At 44.7% G+C, this 23,023-nt stretch carries 20 protein-coding genes and 1 pseudogene; 13 read left to right on the top strand and 8 right to left on the bottom strand.

Translation table 11 applies throughout. The annotated features are described in order from the left end of the window. Nucleotides 1–29: 29 nt before the first annotated feature. The 3 genes from yiaA (at nt 30) to ACVFI8_RS08265 (ending at nt 1,572) form a co-directional block, all read left to right on the top strand. Entirely contained in the window at nt 30–479 is a 450-nt protein-coding gene (gene yiaA / locus ACVFI8_RS08275) for an inner membrane protein YiaA (RefSeq protein ID WP_457873579.1), read from the top strand. 88 nt (nt 480–567) lie between these two features. After that, nucleotides 568–1,029 carry a GNAT family N-acetyltransferase gene (locus ACVFI8_RS08270; protein WP_457873578.1) on the top strand — a complete coding sequence of 154 codons (462 nt, stop codon included), beginning with the start codon at nt 568–570 and terminating at the stop codon, nt 1,027–1,029. 15 nt (nt 1,030–1,044) lie between these two features. After that, nucleotides 1,045–1,572 (top strand): DinB family protein, encoded by a 528-nt coding sequence (locus tag ACVFI8_RS08265; RefSeq protein WP_457873577.1) that lies wholly within the window; start codon nt 1,045–1,047, stop codon nt 1,570–1,572. A 51-nt stretch (nt 1,573–1,623) separates the two neighbouring features. On the opposite strand, the gene ACVFI8_RS08260 is transcribed toward ACVFI8_RS08265, so the two are convergent. Next, nucleotides 1,624–3,843 carry a glycoside hydrolase family 3 N-terminal domain-containing protein gene (locus ACVFI8_RS08260; protein ID WP_457873576.1) on the bottom strand — a complete coding sequence of 740 codons (2,220 nt, stop codon included), beginning with the start codon at nt 3,841–3,843 and terminating at the stop codon, nt 1,624–1,626. A gap of 451 nt (nt 3,844–4,294) precedes the next feature. Then, a complete protein-coding gene (locus tag ACVFI8_RS08255; RefSeq protein ID WP_457873575.1) occupies nt 4,295–6,163 on the bottom strand; it encodes a choice-of-anchor I family protein in 1,869 nt (622 codons plus the stop codon). Nucleotides 6,164–6,428: 265 nt separating this feature from the next. Between ACVFI8_RS08255 and ACVFI8_RS08250 the strand changes: the two genes are divergently transcribed. Beyond that, complete coding sequence (locus tag ACVFI8_RS08250) at nt 6,429–7,784, top strand: DUF4397 domain-containing protein (RefSeq protein ID WP_457873574.1); 1,356 nt, start codon at nt 6,429–6,431, stop codon at nt 7,782–7,784. 123 nt (nt 7,785–7,907) lie between these two features. On the opposite strand, the gene ACVFI8_RS08245 is transcribed toward ACVFI8_RS08250, so the two are convergent. Next, the gene (locus ACVFI8_RS08245) at nt 7,908–8,171 is read right to left on the bottom strand and encodes a hypothetical protein (RefSeq protein WP_457873573.1); all 264 of its coding nucleotides are present in this window, start codon (nt 8,169–8,171) and stop codon (nt 7,908–7,910) included. Nucleotides 8,172–8,239: 68 nt separating this feature from the next. Between ACVFI8_RS08245 and ACVFI8_RS08240 the strand changes: the two genes are divergently transcribed. From ACVFI8_RS08240 to ACVFI8_RS08220, 5 genes and pseudogenes are all read left to right on the top strand, one after another. Continuing rightward, nucleotides 8,240–8,782, top strand: a complete 543-nt coding sequence (locus tag ACVFI8_RS08240; protein WP_457873572.1) for a DUF1993 family protein — start codon at nt 8,240–8,242, stop codon at nt 8,780–8,782. 158 nt (nt 8,783–8,940) lie between these two features. Further along, on the top strand, nt 8,941–9,378 hold the full coding sequence (locus ACVFI8_RS08235; protein ID WP_248713947.1) for a GNAT family N-acetyltransferase: 438 nt from the start codon (nt 8,941–8,943) through the stop codon (nt 9,376–9,378). Between the two features lie 382 nt (nt 9,379–9,760). Next, on the top strand, nt 9,761–10,168 hold the full coding sequence (locus ACVFI8_RS08230) for a GNAT family N-acetyltransferase (RefSeq protein WP_248713948.1): 408 nt from the start codon (nt 9,761–9,763) through the stop codon (nt 10,166–10,168). Nucleotides 10,169–10,261: 93 nt separating this feature from the next. After that, nucleotides 10,262–10,420 carry a hypothetical protein gene (locus ACVFI8_RS08225; RefSeq protein ID WP_457873571.1) on the top strand — a complete coding sequence of 53 codons (159 nt, stop codon included), beginning with the start codon at nt 10,262–10,264 and terminating at the stop codon, nt 10,418–10,420. A 5-nt stretch (nt 10,421–10,425) separates the two neighbouring features. Then, nucleotides 10,426–10,728: pseudogene (locus tag ACVFI8_RS08220) on the top strand (GNAT family N-acetyltransferase); the annotation flags it as partial. Nucleotides 10,729–10,970: 242 nt separating this feature from the next. On the opposite strand, the gene ACVFI8_RS08215 reads toward ACVFI8_RS08220, so the two are convergent. Continuing rightward, nucleotides 10,971–11,282 carry a hypothetical protein gene (locus ACVFI8_RS08215; protein ID WP_457873570.1) on the bottom strand — a complete coding sequence of 104 codons (312 nt, stop codon included), beginning with the start codon at nt 11,280–11,282 and terminating at the stop codon, nt 10,971–10,973. A 524-nt stretch (nt 11,283–11,806) separates the two neighbouring features. On the opposite strand from ACVFI8_RS08215, the gene ACVFI8_RS08210 reads away from it, so the two are divergent. Then, nucleotides 11,807–11,980: a hypothetical protein gene (locus ACVFI8_RS08210; protein ID WP_457873569.1), complete on the top strand. Its 174-nt coding sequence runs from the start codon at nt 11,807–11,809 to the stop codon at nt 11,978–11,980. A gap of 49 nt (nt 11,981–12,029) precedes the next feature. On the opposite strand, the gene ACVFI8_RS08205 is transcribed toward ACVFI8_RS08210, so the two are convergent. Continuing rightward, nucleotides 12,030–13,727, bottom strand: a complete 1,698-nt coding sequence (locus tag ACVFI8_RS08205) for a hypothetical protein (protein ID WP_457873568.1) — start codon at nt 13,725–13,727, stop codon at nt 12,030–12,032. Nucleotides 13,728–14,101: 374 nt separating this feature from the next. On the opposite strand from ACVFI8_RS08205, the gene ACVFI8_RS08200 reads away from it, so the two are divergent. After that, on the top strand, nt 14,102–16,516 hold the full coding sequence (locus ACVFI8_RS08200) for a glycoside hydrolase family 31 protein (RefSeq protein ID WP_457873567.1): 2,415 nt from the start codon (nt 14,102–14,104) through the stop codon (nt 16,514–16,516). A 56-nt stretch (nt 16,517–16,572) separates the two neighbouring features. Here ACVFI8_RS08200 and ACVFI8_RS08195 read toward each other — a convergent pair whose 3' ends face one another. After that, nucleotides 16,573–18,195 (bottom strand): alpha-amylase family glycosyl hydrolase, encoded by a 1,623-nt coding sequence (locus ACVFI8_RS08195; RefSeq protein ID WP_457873566.1) that lies wholly within the window; start codon nt 18,193–18,195, stop codon nt 16,573–16,575. Nucleotides 18,196–18,487: 292 nt separating this feature from the next. Between ACVFI8_RS08195 and rlmF the strand changes: the two genes are divergently transcribed. Together rlmF and ACVFI8_RS08185 are read left to right on the top strand one after the other, a co-directional pair. Next, entirely contained in the window at nt 18,488–19,456 is a 969-nt protein-coding gene (rlmF, locus tag ACVFI8_RS08190; protein WP_457873565.1) for a 23S rRNA (adenine(1618)-N(6))-methyltransferase RlmF, read from the top strand. An 89-nt stretch (nt 19,457–19,545) separates the two neighbouring features. Then, nucleotides 19,546–20,439, top strand: a complete 894-nt coding sequence (locus ACVFI8_RS08185; protein WP_248713953.1) for a PA4780 family RIO1-like protein kinase — start codon at nt 19,546–19,548, stop codon at nt 20,437–20,439. Nucleotides 20,440–20,467: 28 nt separating this feature from the next. Here the strand turns inward: ACVFI8_RS08185 and ACVFI8_RS08180 are convergent, their stop codons facing one another. After that, on the bottom strand, nt 20,468–21,211 hold the full coding sequence (locus ACVFI8_RS08180; protein ID WP_457873564.1) for a hypothetical protein: 744 nt from the start codon (nt 21,209–21,211) through the stop codon (nt 20,468–20,470). Nucleotides 21,212–21,357: 146 nt separating this feature from the next. Continuing rightward, complete coding sequence (ilvA, locus tag ACVFI8_RS08175; RefSeq protein WP_457873563.1) at nt 21,358–22,896, bottom strand: threonine ammonia-lyase, biosynthetic; 1,539 nt, start codon at nt 22,894–22,896, stop codon at nt 21,358–21,360. Nucleotides 22,897–23,023 lie beyond the last annotated feature (127 nt).

Raw genomic sequence — 23,023 nt, 5'->3', positions numbered from 1 at the left:
TAGCGGCATCATTAAGGAGTAACAACAAAATGGAAAATCATCACTTAGCTAAGCCTACCGCTGCATTTATTGGCGCATCTTGGGCTGCATTAATACTTGGAACCGGGGCTTATTTGTTGGGTTTATGGAATGCAGAAATGCAATTAAATGAAAAAGGCTATTACTTCACTCTGCTGTTATTTGGTTTGTTCTCTGCTGTCTCACTACAGAAATCGGTTCGTGATAAACTGGAAGGGATTAAAGTGACGGCTATTTATTTTGCCTTGAGTTGGTTTTCATTGGCTACCGCAGTGGCTTTACTGGCCATTGGTTTGTTCAACGCCACGCTGTTATTGAGTGAAAAAGGCTTTTATGCCATGGCTTTTAGCTTATGTTTGTTTGCCGCTATTGCAGTGCAAAAAAATACCCGTGATATGGCGTATTTCAGTGAAGACGATACCACCGAAGTATTAGACGACGAGCTAACAGATAAAGCTTAGCGCGAAGCTTTTTTGCTAGCCAACAGTGACAATGTTGGCTAGCGTAAGGGTTCGACATATAAACGTTAGCTTATAAGGAATTTAACGGATGTCAGTAAACGTTATTAAAGCCGGTCTAATGCATTTGGATACCGTGGCCGAGCTATTTAATCAGTATCGAATTTTCTACCAGCAAGCCGATGATTTGTCATTAGCTACAGCGTTTATCGAACAGCGGATGCAGGGCCAACAGTCGACCATTTTGATAGCCTTATCTGACCATCAACAGCAGCAAGCTTTAGGCTTTATCCAGTTATACCCTAGCTTTTCATCGACTCGAGCTAAGCCGATACTCATTTTGAATGACTTGTATGTGCGTGAAGCCGCTCGCGGCCAAGGCGTGGCAAGAAGCTTAATGAATGCAGCCAAGCAACATGCGCTTGACGTTGATGCTATCGCCCTAGAGCTTGCCACTGCATTGGATAATCACCCAGCGCAAGCCTTATATGAAGGCCTTGGCTATAAGAAAGATCTTGAGTTTTATCATTATGAGCTAGATGTAAACCGATAAGGCAGGAGCAAAGCAATGAAACCGGCTTTTGAGTTGATGGCGCAATACAACCAAGAGATGAATCTGCAAGTTTATACCGCAGCGCAACAGCTTAGTCAGCAGCAACTAGAGCAAAATCGAGGAGCGTTCTTTGGCTCTATTTTTGCCACTCTAAACCATATTTTAGTCGGTGATACGCTGTGGTTGCAGCGTTTCGCTGCACATCCTCGTGGCTTCGGTTGTTTGGCGGATATGTCGGCTTTACCTAGCCCTAAGGCATTAGACGCTATTATACACACCGATCTCTCTCGCTTAGCGGCGGCAAGAGAGGCAATGGATAAAGTGATAGTGGCGTTTACACAGCAGTTAACGGAACAAGATTTACAACTCAATTTAACTTATCTCAACAGCAAAGGTGTTGCTCATTGCCAGCTGTTTAGCAGTTTAGTGCTGCATTTTTTTAATCATCAAACTCATCATCGTGGTCAAGTAAGTACTTTGTTATCTCAGCAAGGCATCGATCTTGGGGTAACGGATTTGCTGTTACACATCCCCGAGGCCTAAAAAAGCCCTTAAGCTTACAGCTAAGGGCTTTTTGAACAACAGCTTTGCCCTTTAGCTGACGCTAAAGTCTGCACTCAGCAAGTCTTCTGCTTTGGACGATGCCCCGACGAGTACTTTAAACTCTCCCGGCTCAACTACTTTTTGTAGCTGCGCGTTTATCAGCGATAAATCTTGGTAAGGTACGCTAAACGACAGCTTACGACTTTCGCCTGCTGCAAGCGCTACCTTGTTATATCCACGTAATTGCATTACCGGCACCGTTACCGATGCTACACAATCATGAATGTACAGCTGCGCAATTTCAGTGCCGCTGCGTTCGCCGGTATTGGTTAAGGTGACAGATACTTCTAAGCTAGGCCCATTATCAAGGTCATCATTAGCCTCTAGAACTGGCGTTTCAACGGTCAGTTCAGAGTATTCAAACTGGGTATAGGTTTGCCCTTCACCAAAGCAAAATAGCGGTAAGCTTGGCATGTCGATGTAACGCTCTTGGTGGTCAGTGCGTTTTGACAAGTAGGCGTGCCAGCCTTCGTACTTATTGTAAAATACCGGCATTTGCCCAACATGTTCTGGAAAGCTAATGGTGAGTTTGCCACTAGGGTTTAAATCACCAAACAGTAATTCTGTTAAGGCGGTGCCACCTTTTGCTCCAGGGTTAAAGGCACACACTAAGGCATCGGCATGCTGTTTTACCCAGCTAATGGTCAGCGGTTTAGAGGCGATGTAAATAACAATTAATGGTTTGCCGGTGGCTTTTAAGGCTTCTAACATTGCCTGTTGTTGGCCGCTTAAGTCTAGATTCGCTCGGTCATGGAACTCTCCATGTTGGCTTAAAGTATCGCCGACACAGGCAATCACAATATCACTGTTATTGGCGGCGGCTACCGCTTGGGCAATTTCTTCAAAATCGGCTTCAGCTGGGGCGGCAGCTCTTACATAGTTGAGTTCACAACGACCCGCATCGGCTGCGGCTTGCAAGCCTAAACGCATCGTTACGGTATCGTCTCGATGATAATTGTCGTCGGCAGCATCTGCTTGAATAGAGCCAAATGACCAGTCTCCGAGTTGGGCAATGGAGTCATCGCCATTAGCACCACATAGCAATATTTTAGGCTTATTAGCCTCTACCAGTGGCAGTATGCCGTTGTTGGTCAGTAGGGTTAGCGATTGGCGGCTGGCTTCTAAAGACGCTTCCCAATGTTCAGCTTTACCTAAAATGGTGTCTTTCTGGCTTAAATCGGTATAGCGGAAATCATCGAACAAACCTAAGTCGAATTTACTGGTGAGCATGCGGGCCACTGCATCGTCGATTAAGGCAATGTCTAGTTCGCCCTTATGCACTAGGTCAACGGTGCTTTCATAAAATTCAGGGGTGTTCATGATCATATCATTGCCAGCTTCTACAGCTATTTTTGATGCATGACGGTAGTCGTTAGCCACTTTTTGGGTCTTGTATAAAGATCCAATATTGTTCCAATCGGTAACAATAAAGCCTTCCATGCCCCATTGTTGCTTAGGGATTTCGCGCATTAGCCAGCTGCTAGCACTGCACGGTACACCGTCAATGGCTTGGTATCCGGCCATTAAAGTAGCCACTTTGCCTTGTTTTACCGCTTTTTCAAAAGGAGGCAAAAAGATCGACATGAGTTTACGTGGAGAAACATCTGCTTCGTAGGAATCTCGGCCGCCGCTAGACTCACCGTACGCCACATAGTGCTTAGCGCAGGCTAAAATGGTTTGATTAGAGGCTAGAGTATCCCCTTGATAACCATGAATAGTGGCTACAGCTAACTCACCAATTAACCAAGGATCTTCACCAAAGGTTTCGTTTATGCGGCCCCAGCGGCTATCACGACCTACACACAATACCGGAGAGAAGGTCCAATGTAGCCCACAAGCTCTAGTTTCGATAGCGGTGATATGCGCCATGCTTTCGGCAAGTGGTTTACTCCAAGCGCAAGATAAAGCTAATTGAGTTGGAAACACAGTACCGCTATTTTCAAAGCAGTGCCCATGAATCGCATCAATACCGAAAATTAGAGGAATGCCTAAACGCGATTTGGCGGCGCGCCGCTGTAGATCGGTTGCCATGTTGCCAGTGCAATGAAGATAACTGCCGACATTCCATGCTTCCAACTTATCCATGTTACCTGGCATATTGGCGGGTAGCTGCAGCATTTGCCCCACTTTTTCTTCCACAGTCATAAGAGACAGTAAGTTTTTGACTCGCTCAGCGGTACTGAGAGATGGGTTGGTATACGGCTGCGACATGCTGCTGATCCTCTGGTTGGTTTTTCGTGGAATATAGTCGGCGTTTAGCATGCAACTCAAGTTGCTATTATTGCTGGGTAACCTTTTATGGCGCTTATCTTAGAGAATTTTTGCTTGGAATTAAGAAAAAGTAAGCGGTTTCACGACGGTTGCTTCAGTTTTTGAGGCATAGTTAACATTCAGCAAAACAAAAAACACTATTGATGGTGCTTAAACCCAATTCTGTTGTTGCCCGATGAGTGTCTACTGACCTGCTTAAGCCTAAAAATAAAGGCCTAATAGTGAGCTTTAAACTTGATGTTGATTGAGTGTTAAGTGGTATTGTTGTCTTTATATTGCAGAGTTATCAGCGCGATGAATGTAAGGCGTATTTTCTTAAAGGTTTTGCTGTAAGTAGTCACCAGTGGTGCTTAGTCCCACCTCAAGTGCTTGAGGTGGGTAGCATCAAGCGTTAATTTATCGCCAAATGATAAACTGTTGTGGTACCCGACACTTCGTTACCCACGGCAATATAGTGCTTGCCTAGGCGCGAAAAATAGGCAATAGATTCGGGGCCCAAATCGCCCGCTTTTGGGTTATAACGGTTATTTTCACAATCACCATCTTGGTCAACTTTGCTGCAAACAGGCTGGTTAAAGTCACGATTGTTAATGAAATCTAGCATTATTGGTGAGGATGGTTTAGACACATCATAAACGGCAATTCCCCCTTGGCGCTCTAAGCCGATAAACGCAATGGTTGAGCCATTGATGTTTGCTACTGCAATGGCTTCTGGTTCTACGCCTTTGTCATCAGAGCGATTGTCACTGGACTGATTGTCATTACTGCTATTCCAGTGTTTATTTGAATTAGCTAAATCTGACAGTTGGTTACCACTATCAAAGATACGCTTGGCTTGTAAATCAAAAATAGAGAACGAGCGGGCCCCAAAGGTGTAAACCAGATCATTTTCACCAATTGTTTTGTTGTCCGCCACCACTTTAATCCGCCCCAGCGCTTTTTTATTGGCAATGGTGCCCTTTTGGCCATAGCTTGTTTGATTCATTAAGGGGTGTTTAGCATCCACTTTAAGTTTGTAAGCGCGGGTCTCATCGGTATAAGAAATACAGTCGCCAATTTTGTTTTGGTAGTGCTTGGCGTTTTCGTCACCGCCTCCTACTTGATACTTTTGGCCATCCCATTGGTGGTCCATTCCCTCACATTTTGCCTGAGTAGTCGCATAGACATATTCGCGGCCATCACCTTCGTTGGCAGTGATGATGTAATCATTGCCTTTGATATTAAAGGTGGCGATAGAGTCGGGCATGTAATAACCCACCAGTTGCGGATAGCTAGCTTGGATAAACTGTTTGTCTTTGTTGGTTAGGTCTAGTTTGGCGCCATCGCCACCATCTTCCACTGATGCCCAGCTTTTAAGCCCTAAACCTTTTATCGAGTCTACCTTGCCGCTGGCAATATCGATAAGCGCGATAGCGTTGTTTTCTTGTAACGCGACCACCACTTTGCCATGCCTGGTTAAGGCGAGATATTCAGGCTCTAAATCTTGAGCGACACTCGCGCCCAACGGGCTTGGTAAGCGTACCTGGTCTAACTCATTATGACGGGGCTGATCTTGGTTAAAATGCCTAAAATCAACTTGGGTCACGGTGGCTTGTTGATCACTAAAGCCTGTGGCGAGATCTACGATAGTAACGGAGCCTTCTGGGTCAACAGAGTAATCACCATTTGGCTCGCCTTCGTTGGCACTGAGCAAGTAACGACTGTCCTCAGTCATGGTAACCATGTCAGGTAGGGCGCCCGCTGGGTAGCTATTGATTAGGCTGAGGTCGTCTGAGCGATATAAAGCAATAATGCCATTTTGTTGCTTATTTTGGTTTTGAATGGCGACTGCCACTAGGCCATTTTTAGCCACTACGCTGTTAGCGTCACCGATTTCAATCCCGGCTTTATGGGCGGCGGCCTGCAGATTGATATTACCGTGTTTACTGGGGGCGCTGTTGCTGTCACTTAGGCTTAAAACGTCAACACTTTGATCTTTGGCATTAACCACATACAGTTTGTCACTGCAGGCGTCGTAAGAAACAATTTCAGCGGATGAAGTATCAAACTCACTTCCTGAAAAATGACTGGCGACTAATTCTAGCTTTAGGCTTTGTAGCGACGTAGTTTGCGGTGGCTGCTGACTAGTCTTACAGCTTACCTGTAATTTTTTTACTGGGCTTATTGGCTGCTTGATCGCCTGAGCAGGGCTAATAGTAAAAGCGCTAGCTAGCAATAAGCCAAAGCTACAGGCTACAAATGTAGATTGATTACGTTCCATGTTTATCTCGAGTCGCTGGCAAATAAAGCAGTAGCCTATGACTTTTATGTGACATTTTTGCGTCGCTATTGTTGCAGTAAGATGTACCCCATCCTTTTCAATGCCTTGGCTATAGATTTACCTGCCAAGACTTGCTGTGAATATTTGCCACTGCGCTGTGAAATGCGGTGATAGCTACAGCGTTGAAAAACTCAGTAGTGATCGTAACCAAATTCCTTGCCGTAGATCTCTGTGAAACCAAAACAAGAATAGTTAAGGAATGAAGATGAAACTTGTAAAATCAGGCTTACTAATCGGCTCTGCAGTTCTGCTAGCAGCATGTGGCAGCGACGATGACCACGTTACCGTACCTTTGTCGTTTGTTCGTGTCACCCATGCCAGTGCCGATGCGCCCATGGTAGAAGTAAAAGCCAACGGTGAAACATTTGCTGGATTAAATATGGTTGATTACCGCCAAGGTAGCGCTTGGGTACCGGTTACTTCTGGTAGTTATGATATTAGTGTTGACGCCATTCTTCCTGGTGATAATGCTGAAGTGATAGCTGCAAACTTGGAGTTCTCGCCGGAAATGCAGTATGACATTATTGCGTTAAATACGGCTACTGCACTTGAGCCGGTTGTCTTGTCGAGAAGTAACATTGCGGTAGATTCTGGCAGTGTACGTATTGATGTATTACATGGCCACCCAGGAGTAGGTGGTGTAGATATCTACCTGTCTACCGAAGGTGATATTACTGGTGTAGACGCAGCAGTGACTAACCTAGAATTTAAAATCGACAGTGCCGATTTACCCGTAACCGTACCAGCAGATACCTACCGAATTCGCATTACCGGTACTGGTGACAAAACCGTGGTGTTTGATAGTGGAAACATAGCTATTGCTGGTGGTAGTGACTTAATGCTAACCGCCGTGCCTAATACCGACATGGGGGGCTTGTCTCCGGTAAACCTATTGTTGGCCGACGGTAACGAAGTCGGTATTGTGCGAGACATGGGCGAAACCAGCCATGTTCGGGTTGTACATGCTGTAGATGACGCGCCAGCGGTTGATGTTTTGGCTAGTGATGCGGCGGTAGCTGGCCTAACCAATATTATGTTTAAAGAGTTTCGTAGCATCGACTTACCGGCCACGACTTATGACCTAAGTGTGGCTGCCAGTGCCGATAATAGTTTGGTGGTGATTGATGCCCCTGGAGTGATGTTAGACGCCGGCGCTGAAACCAGTATCTATGCGGTGGGTAAACTAAACGCTGTTAGCGATAATACCATTGAACCGTTAGTGATAGCCGAAGATTTACGCTCGGTAGCCTTATACTCTAAGATTCGTGTAGTGCATGCTAGCCCTACCGCCGCAGGCTTAGGTTTGGTAGACATTCATGCCTCTGCCGATGGCAACTTTAGCGCAGATACGGCGGTATTGTCAGGGGTTGATTTTAAAGGTACAGCTGTACTTAATGTACCCGCAGGCGCATACACCTTTGCTGTGATTTTGGCCAGTGATGATACTTACACCCCAGCGGTCATGAGCATGGCTACTGTGGCCAATGGCGCAGTATACTCAGCGGTGGCTACCGATGATTTTACAGGCCTAGTGCTTAACGTGGACACTATGGCTCCTTAGGCCATTACCTTTGTTTCTAAAGGGCCCTTAGCGGCCCTTTTTTAGTGCCATTTTACTGGTCAACCCTTTGCTTGAAACCCAATCATCATTCGGTCTGCACCCATTGTGCTTCGTTCGAATAAGTTATTTGACTCTCGTCACGGTGACATGATGTTCTTGGCAGGGTAGCTCGATTAATGAACCCGGCAACAGGCGCTCAATTCGACTGGCCGCATTGACAGAGAAGCCCCGCTGTTGCCAAGTGCGTTGGCTTAATTCTGATTCGCTTAAAGGGTAAATATCTTGTTGTGCCAAACTGTCGTGGCGGGAAATAATCCAAACACGCTGCTGCTCTAATAACGCTTTGCCGATTAGCTTTTTGAATCGCTTCCAGATGGATAATTCCATAATAAGATCTTGCCAGTTTACTGATTAAGAGTTGTTATACCATATGATTGATTTAAGGATGATGTGTCATGCCCCCTTATTCTAACATTACCTTGTACTCGGCGTCGGTGCCGGTGTTTATTCATTATTTAGGACAAATAGCCCATTTGCTGGAACAGATGGACAGTTTTGCTAACGAACAGCAATTAGCAGAATCGGCGTTGTTGGACGCTCGCTTAGCCGACAACATGTTTTCGCTGGGCCAGCAATTGAGTACCGCTATTAATTTTTCCCTGCGCGCTTGTTGCCCTTTAGCGAGGGAAGACATCGTGAGCTTCAATGCTGAAACGCTAAGTGTGGATAGCTTAAGGTTACAAGTTCAACACTCTATTCAATATTTACAACAGCTAAAGACTGAACAGTTTATTGGTGCCGAAGAGTTACGCATAACTACCACTGCGGGCTTTGCCAAATTGGAGTTGACCGGCTTGCGCTACTTACAGCTTTACATGTTGCCAAACTTTTTCTTTCATTATTCGATGTGTTACGCCATTTTACGTCAGTTAGGGTGCCCGTTAAGTAAGCAGGATTTTGATGGTTTTCACCTCTACCCCAGTGATTTTAGCTTTTAAAAACAATAACTTTTTATTAAGTTTATGAATTTTATAATCCTATAGCAATAAAGCCATTTTCAACACTGAATCACTGTTAAAACCTTGTGTTAAAGCCGGACTATCGGTAGATTATTTGTAGTGGGTACTGATTTTTCAGCTGAAGGGAGCGTTGTTAAATGCATCCAGAATATTACATTAGCACTAATAAGGCCGAGTTAGATATAGACCTTATTTATCATGTGCTACATCATTCTTATTGGGCCAAAGGTATCCCTAAAGCTACTGTAGAGCAGTCTATCGAAAACTCGTTAAACTTCGCGGTATATGATTACAATAAACAGCAAGTGGGTTTTGCTCGAGTGATTAGTGACTATAGCACTTTTGCCTATTTAGCCGATGTGTTTGTATTAGAGGAACATCAAGGCAAGGGCTTAGCTAAAGCTTTAATGCACCGTATTATGGCTCACCCAAAATTACAGGGTATTCGCCGCTTTAAACTAGCCACTCAAGATGCTCATTCTTTATATGAACAATTTGGTTTTACCGAATTGGCTCACCCCGAAATCCACATGGAGCGCTGGCAGCCCAATTTTTATTTGTTGCCTAAAAGCTAATTAAAGCCCGTAAAACGGCGAGATAAACCTATTGCCTATAGGTTCACGCGGATATTGGCTAACAGCGTTCGGTGACCAGTTGGCGCAATCGCGCCAGCTAATATCCCGAAAAATGTAAATGTACAGATGAAGGCTTGCCTGCCTTGTGTCTCATTTTTTAATAATCTCTGTTGGCTTACTCTATTGGTCACCATTGGTTTAAATCAGTGAACGGCTGGCTGTTATAGGCTTGGCGAAGGTTTGTTTCATATTTGTTACAAATGCTAATTTCAAAGTTACTAAACGTTACTTTCTCCAACTTGTTTGTTTTTTAAGCTCTAGCTAGATTTACAGAACTTTGGCAAGTGTCATGTTTAGTTCATGGAATGAGGAGGGCCTAACAATGCAACAGGGATACTACGTAGGCACTGATAAAGCTCAGCTTGATGTGTCGTTAATTCACCAAGTATTGGTGCGAAGCTATTGGGCCAAGGGAATATCTAAAGGTGCTGTTAAAACTTCAATTGATAATTCTCTATGCTTTGCCGCATTCAATTTAAACCAACAGCAAGTTGCATTTGCTCGGGTTGTTTCAGATTATGCTACCGTCGCCTACTTAGCTGATGTTTTTGTGTTAGAAGAGCATCAAGGTAAGGGGTTAGCTAAAGCCATGATGCACCGTATTATGGCGCATCCTCAGTTGCAGGATATTCGTCGTTTTAAATTAGTTTGTAAAGATGCCCAGCAATTATATCGTGCCTTTGGGTTTAACCCGATGAGTGATCCGCAGATCCATATGGAGCGTGGTTAACACTCTGTTACCCTCTCTAATCTCTACTTGGTTTCAAGCTCAGCTCTAAGGTAAAGTGAAGAAAAACTAAGCCAAACATAGGGAGATGCTGTGATGGATATACGATTAAGCGACGTAACGGAGCCGCAAGTGCGCGCTTTATTGGAAGAGCATCACAAAGATATGCTTTGTCACTCCCCGGTTGAAAGTGTTCATACTCTAGATGTGAGTGGCTTACAGGCCGGCGATGTGAGCTTTGGTGTTTATGGTTAGGTGATGAATTGGCCGGCTGTGGCGCACTAAAGCAGCTCAATGAGCAACATGCAGAGCTTAAATCAATGCGCACTGCCAATGCTCATTTGCGAAAAGGGGTAGCAGCAGCGTTGCTGCGCCATATATTGGATGAGGCTCTATCTCGCGGTTATCAGAAATTAAGTTTAGAAACTGGCTCAATGGAGGCATTTGCCCCAGCTTGGTCTTTGTATCAGTCTTTTGGTTTTGATTTTTGTGGCCCTTTTGCTAGCTATCAAGCAGACCCTTACAGTAAGTTTATGAGTAAGCGCTTGGCAGATATTACTTGATGTAGCTGAATGCGGTACATCTGGTCACTACTGGTTTTAGCAGAGCGTTGGTGGCTGCAGAATATGCGGGCCTGCATCAACTACTATGAAGAGCAGTATACACAATGGCAAAGTTCACATCATTAACACCATTTTTAGTGTTAGTGTACTTTTGTGTAGCTTTATGGCGAGCTTCATTAGTCGCCATTCTATCAGCACGTTGTTTATATACTTCACAACGCATTGCCTCTCTAGCTTGTTATCTAGATTGAATTGGCAATCTTTCTGAGGCTTGAGCGGACTGAATCCCGCAAGCCAGAAAACATAGAATCAATAGAAAAGGTTTCATTTGAATTCTGCAAAATTGGTTTTTGATGTTCAGCTACAGGCTTTCGTAACGAAGCTTTATACTTCGGGCACTTTGCGTAGGCAGGAATTGTAAATTGAACTTCACCATCTTTAGCGGTGTTGTTCTTGGACTTCTTCCTTCTGGCTTCTTTCATGAGACGAGTTTGTTCTCTCAATTCACTTTCGATGCCAGCTAGATGCCAATCGGTATCACTTATATTGAACATAGTCGCTCCAAATAATATTTATAAAGCCGTCCAGTATACATTGAGTAGTACGCATGTGAACGGCTTGAAAATGTTACTTGGTACTTAACGTACAAAAACGACGCAGAGCATCATATGGCAATGCGCCATGCGGATCAGGAGTCTGCGTTAGGTGATTTTGACGCTGCCTGTTTTTAATTTGCTTTTAAAAACAACCGCTTATTTCGTAAAGATGAGCAGTGATGGGTGAACATTGAAGGTCCAGATGGCTTATTTCATAATTACCCTGTTAGTTTCACCTTTGGTTTTATCCCCTACAACATTACCTGGTGGAATTTGCTGATGGTCGAGTTCAGTGTATTCCTTACAATAAGGGATAGTCGCTCAGCCAACAAAGTGGTGTGTTGCGCTATAGCGCAGGTTTGAGTGTGTGAAGGCAAAAACAAGCGGAGTTAGCGACTGAGTACTTTCTGCAAGCTACCGAGCTTGAGCCAAGTAATGCCCATTGTTGGTATGTATATGGTTTATCGTTAGAGCCCTTCGAGGTGAACAAAGCGCAGCAAGCCTTAACTAAAGCTTACAATACCGGCAGAAATCTCCAGCACATGTATGCTTTATGCGACATGAAAGTAAGCTATAAAAATGCTAAAGCGACAACATGTATTATGCAATTACACGCTGTAGCCCTTAAAGAAGTGATTGAGCCGCTTAAGCAATAATTGCGTCAATAAAAAAGGCGCCCTAAAGCGCCTTGATGAATTTTTTCGCTTAGATAGATTTACTGAAAGTGGTAATGAAGCTTTGTTTACCTTGAATAAACGCTGTAGAAGTCAATACACCTTGATCCCAGTTTTGGCCAGCAGCAACATAAGTCCACTGCTCAATTTTGGGCTGTTGGCATAATTGACCTTCGAGCACTTCGTCATCATCACACCAACGAACTGTCGAATTCAATTGAGCCAATGTAGCCTTGGTTTGTTGACCTTCATTAACGCCAAACCACCAAAATGCCATGTTAGCTAATTCAGCATAAGACACGGTTTCGTCCATGTCTTCTAAAGTACATTCGCCACCCTGTTGAGTATGAAGTTCTTTACCCACAACCTGCACATTATCTTTACCAAATGTGTAGCTAAGCTGGCCACGTAAACTACAACCCTCGATGTTGGTATTGGCTGTCCATGTACCAGTAAAATCAATATAACGCTCTGCGTTATCAACACCAGGGTTTACTAAGTAGCTGTAAGCAATAGACTCTGTTTCGCGAATGGTATTACCGTCGCCGTCAAAGGTTAGCTCTGTGGTTTTGTCGGTATAGATGCCAGTAGCGGTATCGTAGCTGGTGTTGTAAAACTGTTGTTGCTGTTCTTCGTCGTCAAACTGAGTACTACCACGTGTAGTCAGGGAAGCTTGAGTACAGTTTTTCTGGTTCATACACTCGAATAAACCGCCAAACCCAGCTACGTCTTCGTAAGCAATGGATTCGTCTTCTTCATTCACTTTACTTGGATCTTTAACTACCAGCTCAAAACCTGCTTCAATCGCAAAATCATTGGCGTGATAATCATTAGACGTATTGTTGTGACATTCTGGACCTGATTGCTCAATGTCAAAGTCACCACCATTTAAGTGGCAAGCAATAAATTCTTGAGCATATACAGAGCTATAACGATGATCAGATGCCCCTGCTTTAATGACTAAGGCTTGTGGTGCTAAATGCAGTATCTCAGAGCTGATTCCGAAGCTACTATTTTTAAAGGCTTCATCGGGAATAGTGCGATCCATATGCACATTTTGCATGCTAGGGTTGCTGCCATTCTTACTGGTAATAACCACCTCCGATAAACGTAAGTATTCGCCGCTACCTTGACTAAAGGCCGCTATTACGTTGCTATCGCCACGCTCAATGCCATCTAAAGATTCGTCAAGGTGAGCTGCTGCGTCTTCTTCACTCACCCATTCATTTGCTTCTACTTCTTCAAGTAAGGCATCAGCCGAGCCCAAATTATTTAGCTTTACCTGTTGCAAAGCAATTAAGGTATTGCTCTCTGGTTGTGGTTTAGCAATGTCTTCTGGGATTACAATGCTGCCAGTGCTGGCGTCATCTAATGATTGTAAGATACGAGCTAAGTTCATTGCAGACGTATTGTCGGCGGTAACTTCAAAAGGTGAAACGACTTTACGGTAAGAACTATTACCGATAAACATGCCATCTTTACCACCTAAGTAGAAAGACACTACATCATCAGGTGCTGCGTTAAAATTACCTTCAGCGTCGGTGTAACCATTAGTGCCACTAGGTGATGCGCTGTAATACAAACCTTCTACCGCAGCATCTATAAATGTGCCCGTGATGGTTTCGTCTATAGGTGGTTTTTCATCATCGTTGTTTCCATCACTTCCACCGCAGCCACTTAGGGCTAAAGTTACTAAGGCACTACTGGTGAGTACCAAAAACTTATTCATAATATCTCTCAATCCATTATATTAAAAGATCAGCAAATGCTGAACTATAAGGTTGAGAATGTCTTTTATTTGAGTCAAAAAGTAAAACTATATTTTTATCACTAAAGCTCTATTAAAAGTTACAAATATATAAATTGGTAGTTGATAAGTCTAATTTTTGTTATTAATTATGCTTTAAATGCTGCGCTGTTAGTTTCTCGCTGGACGCCTTATTGTTTGAGAGTATTGGGCATTTATGCAGTTTTTTAGATTATCACTAAGACCTATTCAATTTTATCTCACAGTTTTACAAGGGCTGGGTGAATTAACTTATTAAGCGAGTTAATTACTGATAATGTCGGTAGTTTAATGTGGCATGGATTAAAGGAATAAGCATGAAAATGGCTGGGCAATTTATTGCGAACGTAGTGTTGGCACTGCTCATTAGCTTGGGGGCGTTTACGGCTAAAGCGAACAAGGCGATATGGCAAGGTGAGGTGGTAGATCAACACACAGTTGTAATAACCACGGGTTCGCCAGCGCTTAACCAATTTAAGCCTAGCTTAATGCTCGCTGCATCCAATTTATTGTCGGTGTCCTTAAGTCCTATTACTGAGGAGATAACTAGTCCTTGGTACAACATCATCCCCGAGCAACATGGCCAGTGCTTATCGCTTGGTGATGCGGCACACGCAAAACAAGCCTTGAGCGTGCTTTGCATCGAATCACAGGCTAACAATCGCTGGAAGTTAAGCTTAACTAAAGGCGGTATTAAGCAAATTTATGGTTTAGGACAACAGCACAATACTCAAGGGAAGGCCGATGGGGATTGGCTAGGTCGCAAACGTTTACCGGGTAACCGCATGGGTAACGCTATGGTATATCAAGGTGAAGGTGCAGTGGGTAATACCCAAATTCCTATCATGTATTTATTAGGCGAGGGTAAGCAAAATTTAGCCTTATTTTTTGACCATATTGAGCCGCTAGTGTTTGATTTTACAAACGCGCCTTATCAAATACAGGGCAAAGGCCAACGTGCTCGTATCCTATTAATTGCGGGTGAAAACCTTGCGGATTTACGTTCTCGTTATCTCGCGCTTACTGGTCGTCCGCCGGTACCGCCTAAAGCGATGTTTGGCTTATGGTTGTCGGAGTATGGCTTTGATAACTGGCAGGAGTTAGACAGCAAACTCGCTTCGCTACAAAAAGCGCAGTTTCCTTTGTCTGGAGTGGTTCTTGATCTGCAATGGTTTGGTGGCATAAAAGAAGATTCTAAACACACTCAAATGGGTTCTCTCACTTGGGATGAAAACAATTTCCCCAAGCCTAAACAAAAAATTGCCGATTTAAAGCAGCGTGGTATTGGAGTCATGGTGATTGAAGAACCTTACATCGGTGGCGCGCTTAATGAATACGATTCATTAGCGCATGCTGGTGCTCTAGCGCGTAGCTGCAAGCCACCTTGTATGAACCCTGCTTATATAAAAGATAACCCATGGTGGGGCAAAGGTGGCATGCTCGATTTTTCCAGTGAAAAAGGTGCTGCTTTTTGGCATGACTACCGTCGTGAAGCGTTAATTGATGATGGTGTTATTGCGCATTGGACCGATTTAGGTGAACCAGAAATTTATCACCGCAAAGCGTGGTACGCAGGTGTAGATATTGATGGCGAACATAAACATGACCACGCAAGTGTGCACAATCTTTACAATCTGCTTTGGAGTCGCAGCATTCACCAAGGTTACATACGCAACCAGCGTAGCCAACGGCCGTTTATTATGAGCCGTTCCGGCACTGCTGGCAGCCAATCATACGGGGTAGCAATGTGGTCGGGAGATATTGGCGTAAATCTAGCAAATTTGCGTAGCCATTTTAATGCCCAAATGCATATGAGCTTGTCTGGGATTGATTACTTTGGTTCTGATATTGGTGGTTTTCATGGCACACCATGGGACGAGCAATATACTCAATGGTTGGCTACTGCATTGTTTACTAATGTACCCGTTCGTCCCCACACACTTAACCTTTGTAATTGTAAAGAAACCGCACCAGACAGAATGGGCGATACCGTCAGTAATCTGTTCAACATAAAGCAGCGTTATGCTCTAAATCCTTATTATTACACGCTTGCACACCACGCTTGGCGAGAAGGTAAGGCGGTAGTCGCTCCCTTGGTTTATGGCTATCAAGAAGATCCAAAAGCCAGAGTGAATGGCTCAATGAAGTTGATAGGCGATGCCTTACTGGTTGCCTTGGAAGCTAAAGATAAGGCTAAAACGACCGCTGTTTATTTACCTAAAGGCCAATGGTTTGATTACCGTGCTAAGCAAATGCTCAGCAGCAATGGAGAGAACTTTAATCAAGATTTGTATGTTGATGAGGTATACCGCTTACCGTTGTTTGTAAAAGCGGGCCATATTATTCCTCGCCAAGCTGAAAATAACGACTTGGATTTATTAATTGTGCTAGACGAAAAAGGACGGGCGCAGGGGCGGTTAATTGAAGATGACGGCAGTAGCATTGCCTATCAGCAGCAACAAATCCAAGAGACTGACTTTAAGGTTGATACCACCAGCCAGCAGTTGCGGATCTCTATATTGCCTGCGAAGGGGCAATACGCTGATTCTCCTTTGACGCGTAACTATCAGTTGGCATTGGTAAACTTGGCGGTGACCCAGAGGGTTAAAACAGTGAGTTTTAACGGTAAGCTACTGACACAATGGCAGCAGCAATCCAATCAGCTAGAGCTTCAACAGCAGCGAGTTGATGTTGCTTTAGGTGGCGAATGGTTGATTGAGTTTGTTCGATAAATGCTCAGCGAGCTGACTAGCGTGACGCTAACAGACCCTGAGCATTATGGGTGGTTTTAGTATTGGTAAATTCTTATCTCGTGTGGCAGCAGATTTAGATTAAGCTCGCCTGCAGAGCTGCTAGTAAGAGGGCTAGACCCAAACCCGGCTAGCGGGCTTAACACCGCTGATGATTCCTCTAAAGGAATATTCACCGCTTGGTTGCTGTCGCTGTAATTCAGCACGACTAAAACATCTCCTGTTGAGACTGAACGGCGGTAAGCGAGCACTTCTCCTACGTGTAAAACACTAAGGTCTCCGCTACGTAAAGCGGGGGTGGTCTTGCGAAGTTGAATGAGCTTTTTATAGTGATGGTAGAGTGAGTTAGTGTCAGCTAGTTGGCCGGCCACATTGTAGTTAGCAGTATTGCTAGCTATCGCGCGATAAGGGATACCGGTGGTAAAACCTCCTTCGCTTGTCCAACTCATTGGTGCTCTTAGTAAGTAATCACCACCACTATTTTTGGTATGCCCCATACCAATTTCTTCCCCGTAGTAAACAAAGGGTTGGCCCGGTATCGTCAGTAAAGTGGCGGTGGCTAAACGGTATTTAGCTTCGTCACCATTTACCTGTTCAAAGATGCGTTCACCAGCAAAACTATCGTGGTTGGCTAACAATAAGCCCATGCTGCTTAATGAAGGCTGCACGAGCCATTCACTTATCCCACTATTCTCGGTGCTACCATTTTTAACGGTATTCATAATCGAATAATTGAGATAGAAGGAAAAAGCTGAACCGCAAAAATCTGTTTGGGTGGCGGCTAGCGAATTACCTGAGTCTTCACAAATCATATAGCGGTTTTGATAGTCTTCCATCACCAGTTGCTGAATACCGTACATAATGGCGGCGTTTTCGGGTTGGCCTGCCCATTGGTTGGGACCATTTTCGATGAGATGAGCCATGGCATCAAAACGGAAGCCATCCATTCCTGCATTTAGCCAGTAGCGTAAGTTGTTATAATGAAACTCAAGCACTTCCTGATTGTGAAAGTTGTAATCTGGCATATTAGATTGGAATATTCCGTAGTAATAGCCGTATTGCCCCTTATGCCAAGAGTCTGAACCAGACCAATTTGTCCACCCAGGGTTAGTGTTTTCCCACATATACCAATCTCGTTTACCCCCCGCATTGTTATTGGCATCGATAAATACTGGGTTATCACCCGAGCTGTGGTTGATTAGGTAATCAGCGATTACGCCAATGCCGCGGGCATGCGCTTGCGCCAAAAACTCATCAAAATCCTCGCGAGTACCATAATCGCTTTCGATGCGACGATAATCGACGACTTCATAGCCATGGTCTTTATCTGAACTTTCGCTAAAGGGCATTAGCCATATCCCTTCTACGCCTAGCTCTGTAAGGTAATCCAGTTGCGAGGTGAGGCCTTTAAAATCGCCAATGCCATCACCGTCTGAGTCTTTGTAACTCCGAACAAAAATCTCCATAAATACCGCACCTTTGTACCAGTCTTTGGCAAGAGCGGGTTGATCGTCTACGGCGATGCTACTCATATCTAATAAGCTTTCGGCTTTAGCTTCGCCGGTAGGCAGTTCTTTTTCTGGTTCGGGGGCGTCTGAGCAGCCACTCAGTGCCGTAAGCACGGCAAAGGGTAGCGCACCATACAGTAGGTGTTTAAACATATTATACTTTCCTTGTAAGATTGCTGTTAGCAGAGCTTATGAAGTGATTTAGCTATCAACGATGATCTGTAAGTAGTTAATTTGTCATCTTTTTCACACAAGCCTCTGAAGGTTCAATTACTTAGCAATTGATAATGATATCTTTCACTATATTGAGTTTTTTGTCATCAGTGTTGATCACAGTTTTGTCATTAACCAGATTGTTTGCTGGATGGTAATCGATACAAGCCTTTATTGGCGCTTCGCTTTATAATCATTGGGTATTCCTGAATGTTTAGGCTCAGCAACAAAAATGCATGATAAAAAAAAGGCTCACCCCGCCATTAAAAGTCAGCTGCACCCTCGTAATAAACATCGACAACGGTACGATTTTCCGGCCTTAATCAATAGCTGTCCTGAGCTGCAAACTTTTGTTGCGCCTAATAAGTACGGCGATTTATCTATCGATTTCTTTAATCCTGCAGCGGTGCTTTGTTTAAATAAGGCCCTGCTAAAGCACTTCTATCACATACAAGATTGGAAAATACCTAAACATAATCTTTGTCCGCCAATTCCGGGGCGTGTTGATTACATCCATTACTTGGCCGATTTACTGGCTAGCAGCAATGCCGGTAGTATTCCGCGTGGCAATAAGGTGCGTTGTTTAGATGTGGGAGTGGGCGCGAACTGTGTTTACCCTTTGGTGGGTAGCAGTGAGTACGCTTGGTCGTTTGTCGGTTCAGATATTGATAGCGACTCATTGAGGTCTGCGGGCTTGATCATTGCGGCAAACCCACAGCTAAGTAGCAATATAGAATTACGGCTACAACGGCGTAGTCAGCATATTTTTCAAGGTATGATTCAAGCCGATGACTGTTTTGTTGCCACGTTGTGCAATCCCCCGTTTCATGCTTCACAAGCTGAAGCTTTGGCAGGGACTCAGCGTAAGCAGAGTAATTTAAAAGCCAGTGCCAGTAATCAGAAAAAGCTTAATTTTGGAGGCCAAAGTAACGAATTGTGGTGTAAGGGAGGCGAATTGAGCTTTGTCAAAAATATGATCAGCGAAAGCCAGTTATTTGCTACTCAGTCCCTGTGGTTTACGAGTTTAATATCTAAAGAAGCTAACCTTAAAGGCGTTTATCAAGCCTTAAAGCGGGAGGGTGCTCTGCAAGTTGAAACGATTAAAATGGGACAAGGGCAAAAAGTCAGTCGTTTTGTTGCTTGGACGTTTGTTAAACCCAGTGAGCATGCCAGTTGGCTGCAGGCAGCCCTCACGAAGTAGTACATTATATCAATGCATTTGCTTAATAATCACTGATGGTTTGTAAGCTTAATATTCCATCTGCTAGCTAACTAAGGTATAAGAGCGATATGAAAATACCTAAGAGAATACAGCCCTTAGTTGACGATGGTTTAGTTGACGAGGTTAAAAGCCAATTGATGAGCGGTAAAGAAGCTTCAGTGTATATCGTACGCTGTGGTAACGAAATCCGCTGTGCCAAGGTGTATAAAGACGCCACTCAGCGAAGCTTTAAACAAGCCGTCGCCTATCGAGAAGGGCGTAAAGTACGCAACAGTCGCCGTGCCCGGGCGATGGAAAAAGGTTCCGGGTTTGGTCGTGAGCAGCAAGAGAAAGTTTGGCAGAGTGCCGAAGTTGATGCTTTATATAAGCTAGCGGCGGCTGGTGTGAGAGTGCCTGAGCCTTACGGCTGTTTTGATGGTGTTTTACTGATGGAGTTAGTCACCGACGATGAAGGCTTCGTAGCGCCACGACTCAATGACGTATTGATGACCGCCGAGCAAGCGCTAGAAGACCATGAAATGATGATGCGTTATGTGGTGCGTATGCTCTGCGTAGGGTTGATCCATGGCGATTTGTCTGAATTTAATGTGCTGGTGGATGAATACGGTCCAGTGATCATTGACCTACCGCAAGCAGTCGACGCTGCAGCTAATAATAATGCAGAGTGGATGTTAGCGCGTGATGTGAACAATATGCGCGACTACTACGGCCAATACGCCCCCGAATTGTTGACGACCGAATACGCCAAAGAAATTTGGGCTTTGTATGAAAAAGGCGAGCTAACTGCTGGTACCGAGCTGACCGGTGAGTTTAAACAAAGCGATACGGTGGCCGATATTGCGGCGATTATGCATGAAATTGATTCGGCTCGAGAAGAAGAGTTATTACGTCGTGAGCGAATTAACGAAGCCAAGCATGGCGTAGACGAAAGCAAGTTTAACTGGGCAGATACCGAGCAGTAACTCGGTATCCTTTACCTTGAGCTAATGACTAAATATTAACTTGAGCACTGGTATGAAACTCTAACAAGGTGTTAGCCGGGATTTGTACCGCGCCACCGCGGGTTAGTAAGGATAAACCCGCGCCTACCTTGGCGCCATCTTTAGCCCCATCACTACCATTGATTAGGCCTCCAATGGCTGCCCCTCCGGCCGTTTTCTTAACGGTGTTTTTAGCCTGAGCATCACCTAAGCCACTAAAACTATTGGTTTGAATGGCAACCCGTTGACCATTGATAGTGATGTCGGTGAGTGCGATGCTTATGCTAGATTTTCCGGCTAAGCGGCCAGCTTGTTGGCTTTCTAATACTCTGCCGTATACCGTGCTACCGTTGCTAGCGATAAGCTGTCCGCTTACCAAAAGGTCACCTTCAAGTGTTGCGCTAAAGCGATGCCCTGATGGGTGTTCGCGGCTACTGAGTGGCGAGTTAAGGCTAATCATTAATGGCGTGCCAGCCGGAATGGTACTTTGTGTTGCTACTGGCTGCTTACTGCTTGGCTGGCTAATTGTTGGCTCTGCCTTGGTCGGGGCCGCTAAGTCTAGCTCTAATCCTTGTACGTCGGCGGTATTAAAGGTCATGCTATTACCGGCAACTTCAAACTGGATGTTCTCACTGCTTCGGCTCAGTAAAGTGCCTTGTAATACGCTGCCATTTTTTAGGGTGAGAGTATCGGCGCTGAGGCTGAAACTAACCGCAGCAAGCAGCACTGAAATAACATGAGTCGATTTCAACATAAGTAAGGTATCCAATATAGAAAAGCCAAAAACCAAGCTTCTATATAGGGCTTTGTTTACTTTGGGTCACGCGCATAAACCGAATAACCCGATTATTCGCGATAATCGGGTTAATAAGATCAGCGTTGCGCTATTGGGCTAAGTCTTTAATCTTGATGGGCAAGAAAAAACTGATAGGCGGTATTGTCACTTTCGTCGCGGTAATCAAAGCCTAGTTGCGCTAAATGCTCAGTGAAGGCTTGTTTGTCACTGTCTTGAAATTCAAAGCCTGCTAAGACGCGACCATAAGCCGAGCCATGGTTACGGTAATGAAATAGGGTGATGTTCCAGTGTGAACCTAAGGTACGTAAAAACTTAAGCAAGGCGCCCGGTTGTTCAGGAAACTCAAAGCTATAGAGGCGTTCGTTTAGCCTTTTACCGGGGCGTCCGCCCACCATGTAGCGCACATGTTGCTTGGCTAGCTCGTCATCACTGAGGTTGGCAACGTGATAGCCGCTACCGTCTAGCCTCTCTAATAATAGTGGCAACTCTTTGTCGCTATTACTGACTCGAATACCGACAAAGATACTTGCTTGTTGGTCGTTTGCGTAACGGTAGTTGAACTCGGTGATGGCGCGCCCACCTAAGTGTTCGACAAACTCTAAATAAGCGCCTTGGCGCTCTGGGATATTAACCGCTAATACTGCCTCTTTTTTCTCTCCTAATTCGGTGCGCTCTGATACGTAACGTAGATTATGAAAGTTTACGTTAGCACCAGATAATACAGCTGCTAAGCGTTGGTCTGTTAGTTTATGCCGTTGGGCATAGGCTTTTAAACCTGCCAGTGCTAGGGCCCCAGAGGGCTCTGATATGGCGCGGGTATCTTCAAAAATATCTTTAACCGCGGCACAAATTTCGTCAGAGTTAACGGTAATCACTTCATCGAGATATTGTTGACAAAGGCGAAAGGTTTCGCTGCCCACTAACTTCACAGCTACGCCGTCGGCGAATAGACCCACTCGTTCAAGCGGGGTGGGCTTACCAGCAGCTAGCGCAGCGGTTAAACAAGCGGAGTCTTCGGCTTCTACACCAATGATTTTAACCTGTGGCATCAGTTGCTTAATGTAAACCGACACACCTGCAGCTATGCCGCCGCCGCCCACCGGTACAAATACCGCATTTAGATGCATGTCTTGTTCAAGCAACTCTTTGCCTATAGTGCCCTGGCCTGCGATCACGTCTACATCATCAAAGGGAGGGATCAAGGTATAAGCGTGTTCTGCTGCTAGTTGTTTGCAGTAGTGGCTAGCCTCATCGAAATTGTCACCGACTAAGCGCACGTCAGCGCCCATAGCTCGCACTGAATCAACTTTAATGTCGGGAGTGGTGGTAGGCATTACGATGATGGCGGAAATATTGAGACGTTGCGCCGACATGGCCACGCCTTGGGCGTGGTTACCTGCTGATGCAGCAATCACTCCGCGTTGGCGTTGTTGTTCGCTGAGTTGAGCGATTTTGTTGTAGGCACCACGTAGTTTAAACGAATGCACCGATTGGCGATCTTCACGCTTCAGCAAAATATGATTAGCCATCCGCTTAGATAATTTAGTCATATCTTGTAGCGGGGTGACTTGGGCTATTTCATATACTGGCGAGAGTAATATGCGACGAAGGTATTCGTTAGCACTGGGTAAGTGTTGCGTCATAATTGAATCTCAACTCGGGGGTAACAAAGTCTGTAATACTGATTTTTCTAAAGCAAAAGATAATTATCGGCTACTACCGAGTAACCTGAGGCAGAGAATAAGGTAAATCATCCAGCCTGAGCAACTA

It is taken from the genome of Agarivorans sp. MS3-6, from assembly GCF_054112545.1.
Note: the sequence above shows the minus strand (reverse complement) of the source record. Positions and strands in the feature narration are given on the sequence as shown.

Coding starts and splice junctions, on each gene's coding strand:
- ACVFI8_RS08240 (WP_457873572.1), top strand. CDS start 8,240: ATGCCCCCTTATTCTAACATTACCTTGTACTCGGCGTCGGTGCCGGTG.
- ACVFI8_RS08245 (WP_457873573.1), bottom strand. CDS start 8,171: ATGGAATTATCCATCTGGAAGCGATTCAAAAAGCTAATCGGCAAAGCG.
- ilvA (WP_457873563.1), bottom strand. CDS start 22,896: ATGACGCAACACTTACCCAGTGCTAACGAATACCTTCGTCGCATATTA.
- rlmF (WP_457873565.1), top strand. CDS start 18,488: ATGCATGATAAAAAAAAGGCTCACCCCGCCATTAAAAGTCAGCTGCAC.
- ACVFI8_RS08205 (WP_457873568.1), bottom strand. CDS start 13,727: ATGAATAAGTTTTTGGTACTCACCAGTAGTGCCTTAGTAACTTTAGCC.
- yiaA (WP_457873579.1), top strand. CDS start 30: ATGGAAAATCATCACTTAGCTAAGCCTACCGCTGCATTTATTGGCGCA.
- ACVFI8_RS08225 (WP_457873571.1), top strand. CDS start 10,262: ATGGATATACGATTAAGCGACGTAACGGAGCCGCAAGTGCGCGCTTTA.
- ACVFI8_RS08235 (WP_248713947.1), top strand. CDS start 8,941: ATGCATCCAGAATATTACATTAGCACTAATAAGGCCGAGTTAGATATA.
- ACVFI8_RS08265 (WP_457873577.1), top strand. CDS start 1,045: ATGAAACCGGCTTTTGAGTTGATGGCGCAATACAACCAAGAGATGAAT.
- ACVFI8_RS08230 (WP_248713948.1), top strand. CDS start 9,761: ATGCAACAGGGATACTACGTAGGCACTGATAAAGCTCAGCTTGATGTG.
- ACVFI8_RS08260 (WP_457873576.1), bottom strand. CDS start 3,843: ATGTCGCAGCCGTATACCAACCCATCTCTCAGTACCGCTGAGCGAGTC.
- ACVFI8_RS08270 (WP_457873578.1), top strand. CDS start 568: ATGTCAGTAAACGTTATTAAAGCCGGTCTAATGCATTTGGATACCGTG.
- ACVFI8_RS08215 (WP_457873570.1), bottom strand. CDS start 11,282: ATGTTCAATATAAGTGATACCGATTGGCATCTAGCTGGCATCGAAAGT.
- ACVFI8_RS08200 (WP_457873567.1), top strand. CDS start 14,102: ATGAAAATGGCTGGGCAATTTATTGCGAACGTAGTGTTGGCACTGCTC.
- ACVFI8_RS08195 (WP_457873566.1), bottom strand. CDS start 18,195: ATGTTTAAACACCTACTGTATGGTGCGCTACCCTTTGCCGTGCTTACG.
- ACVFI8_RS08255 (WP_457873575.1), bottom strand. CDS start 6,163: ATGGAACGTAATCAATCTACATTTGTAGCCTGTAGCTTTGGCTTATTG.
- ACVFI8_RS08250 (WP_457873574.1), top strand. CDS start 6,429: ATGAAACTTGTAAAATCAGGCTTACTAATCGGCTCTGCAGTTCTGCTA.
- ACVFI8_RS08185 (WP_248713953.1), top strand. CDS start 19,546: ATGAAAATACCTAAGAGAATACAGCCCTTAGTTGACGATGGTTTAGTT.
- ACVFI8_RS08180 (WP_457873564.1), bottom strand. CDS start 21,211: ATGTTGAAATCGACTCATGTTATTTCAGTGCTGCTTGCTGCGGTTAGT.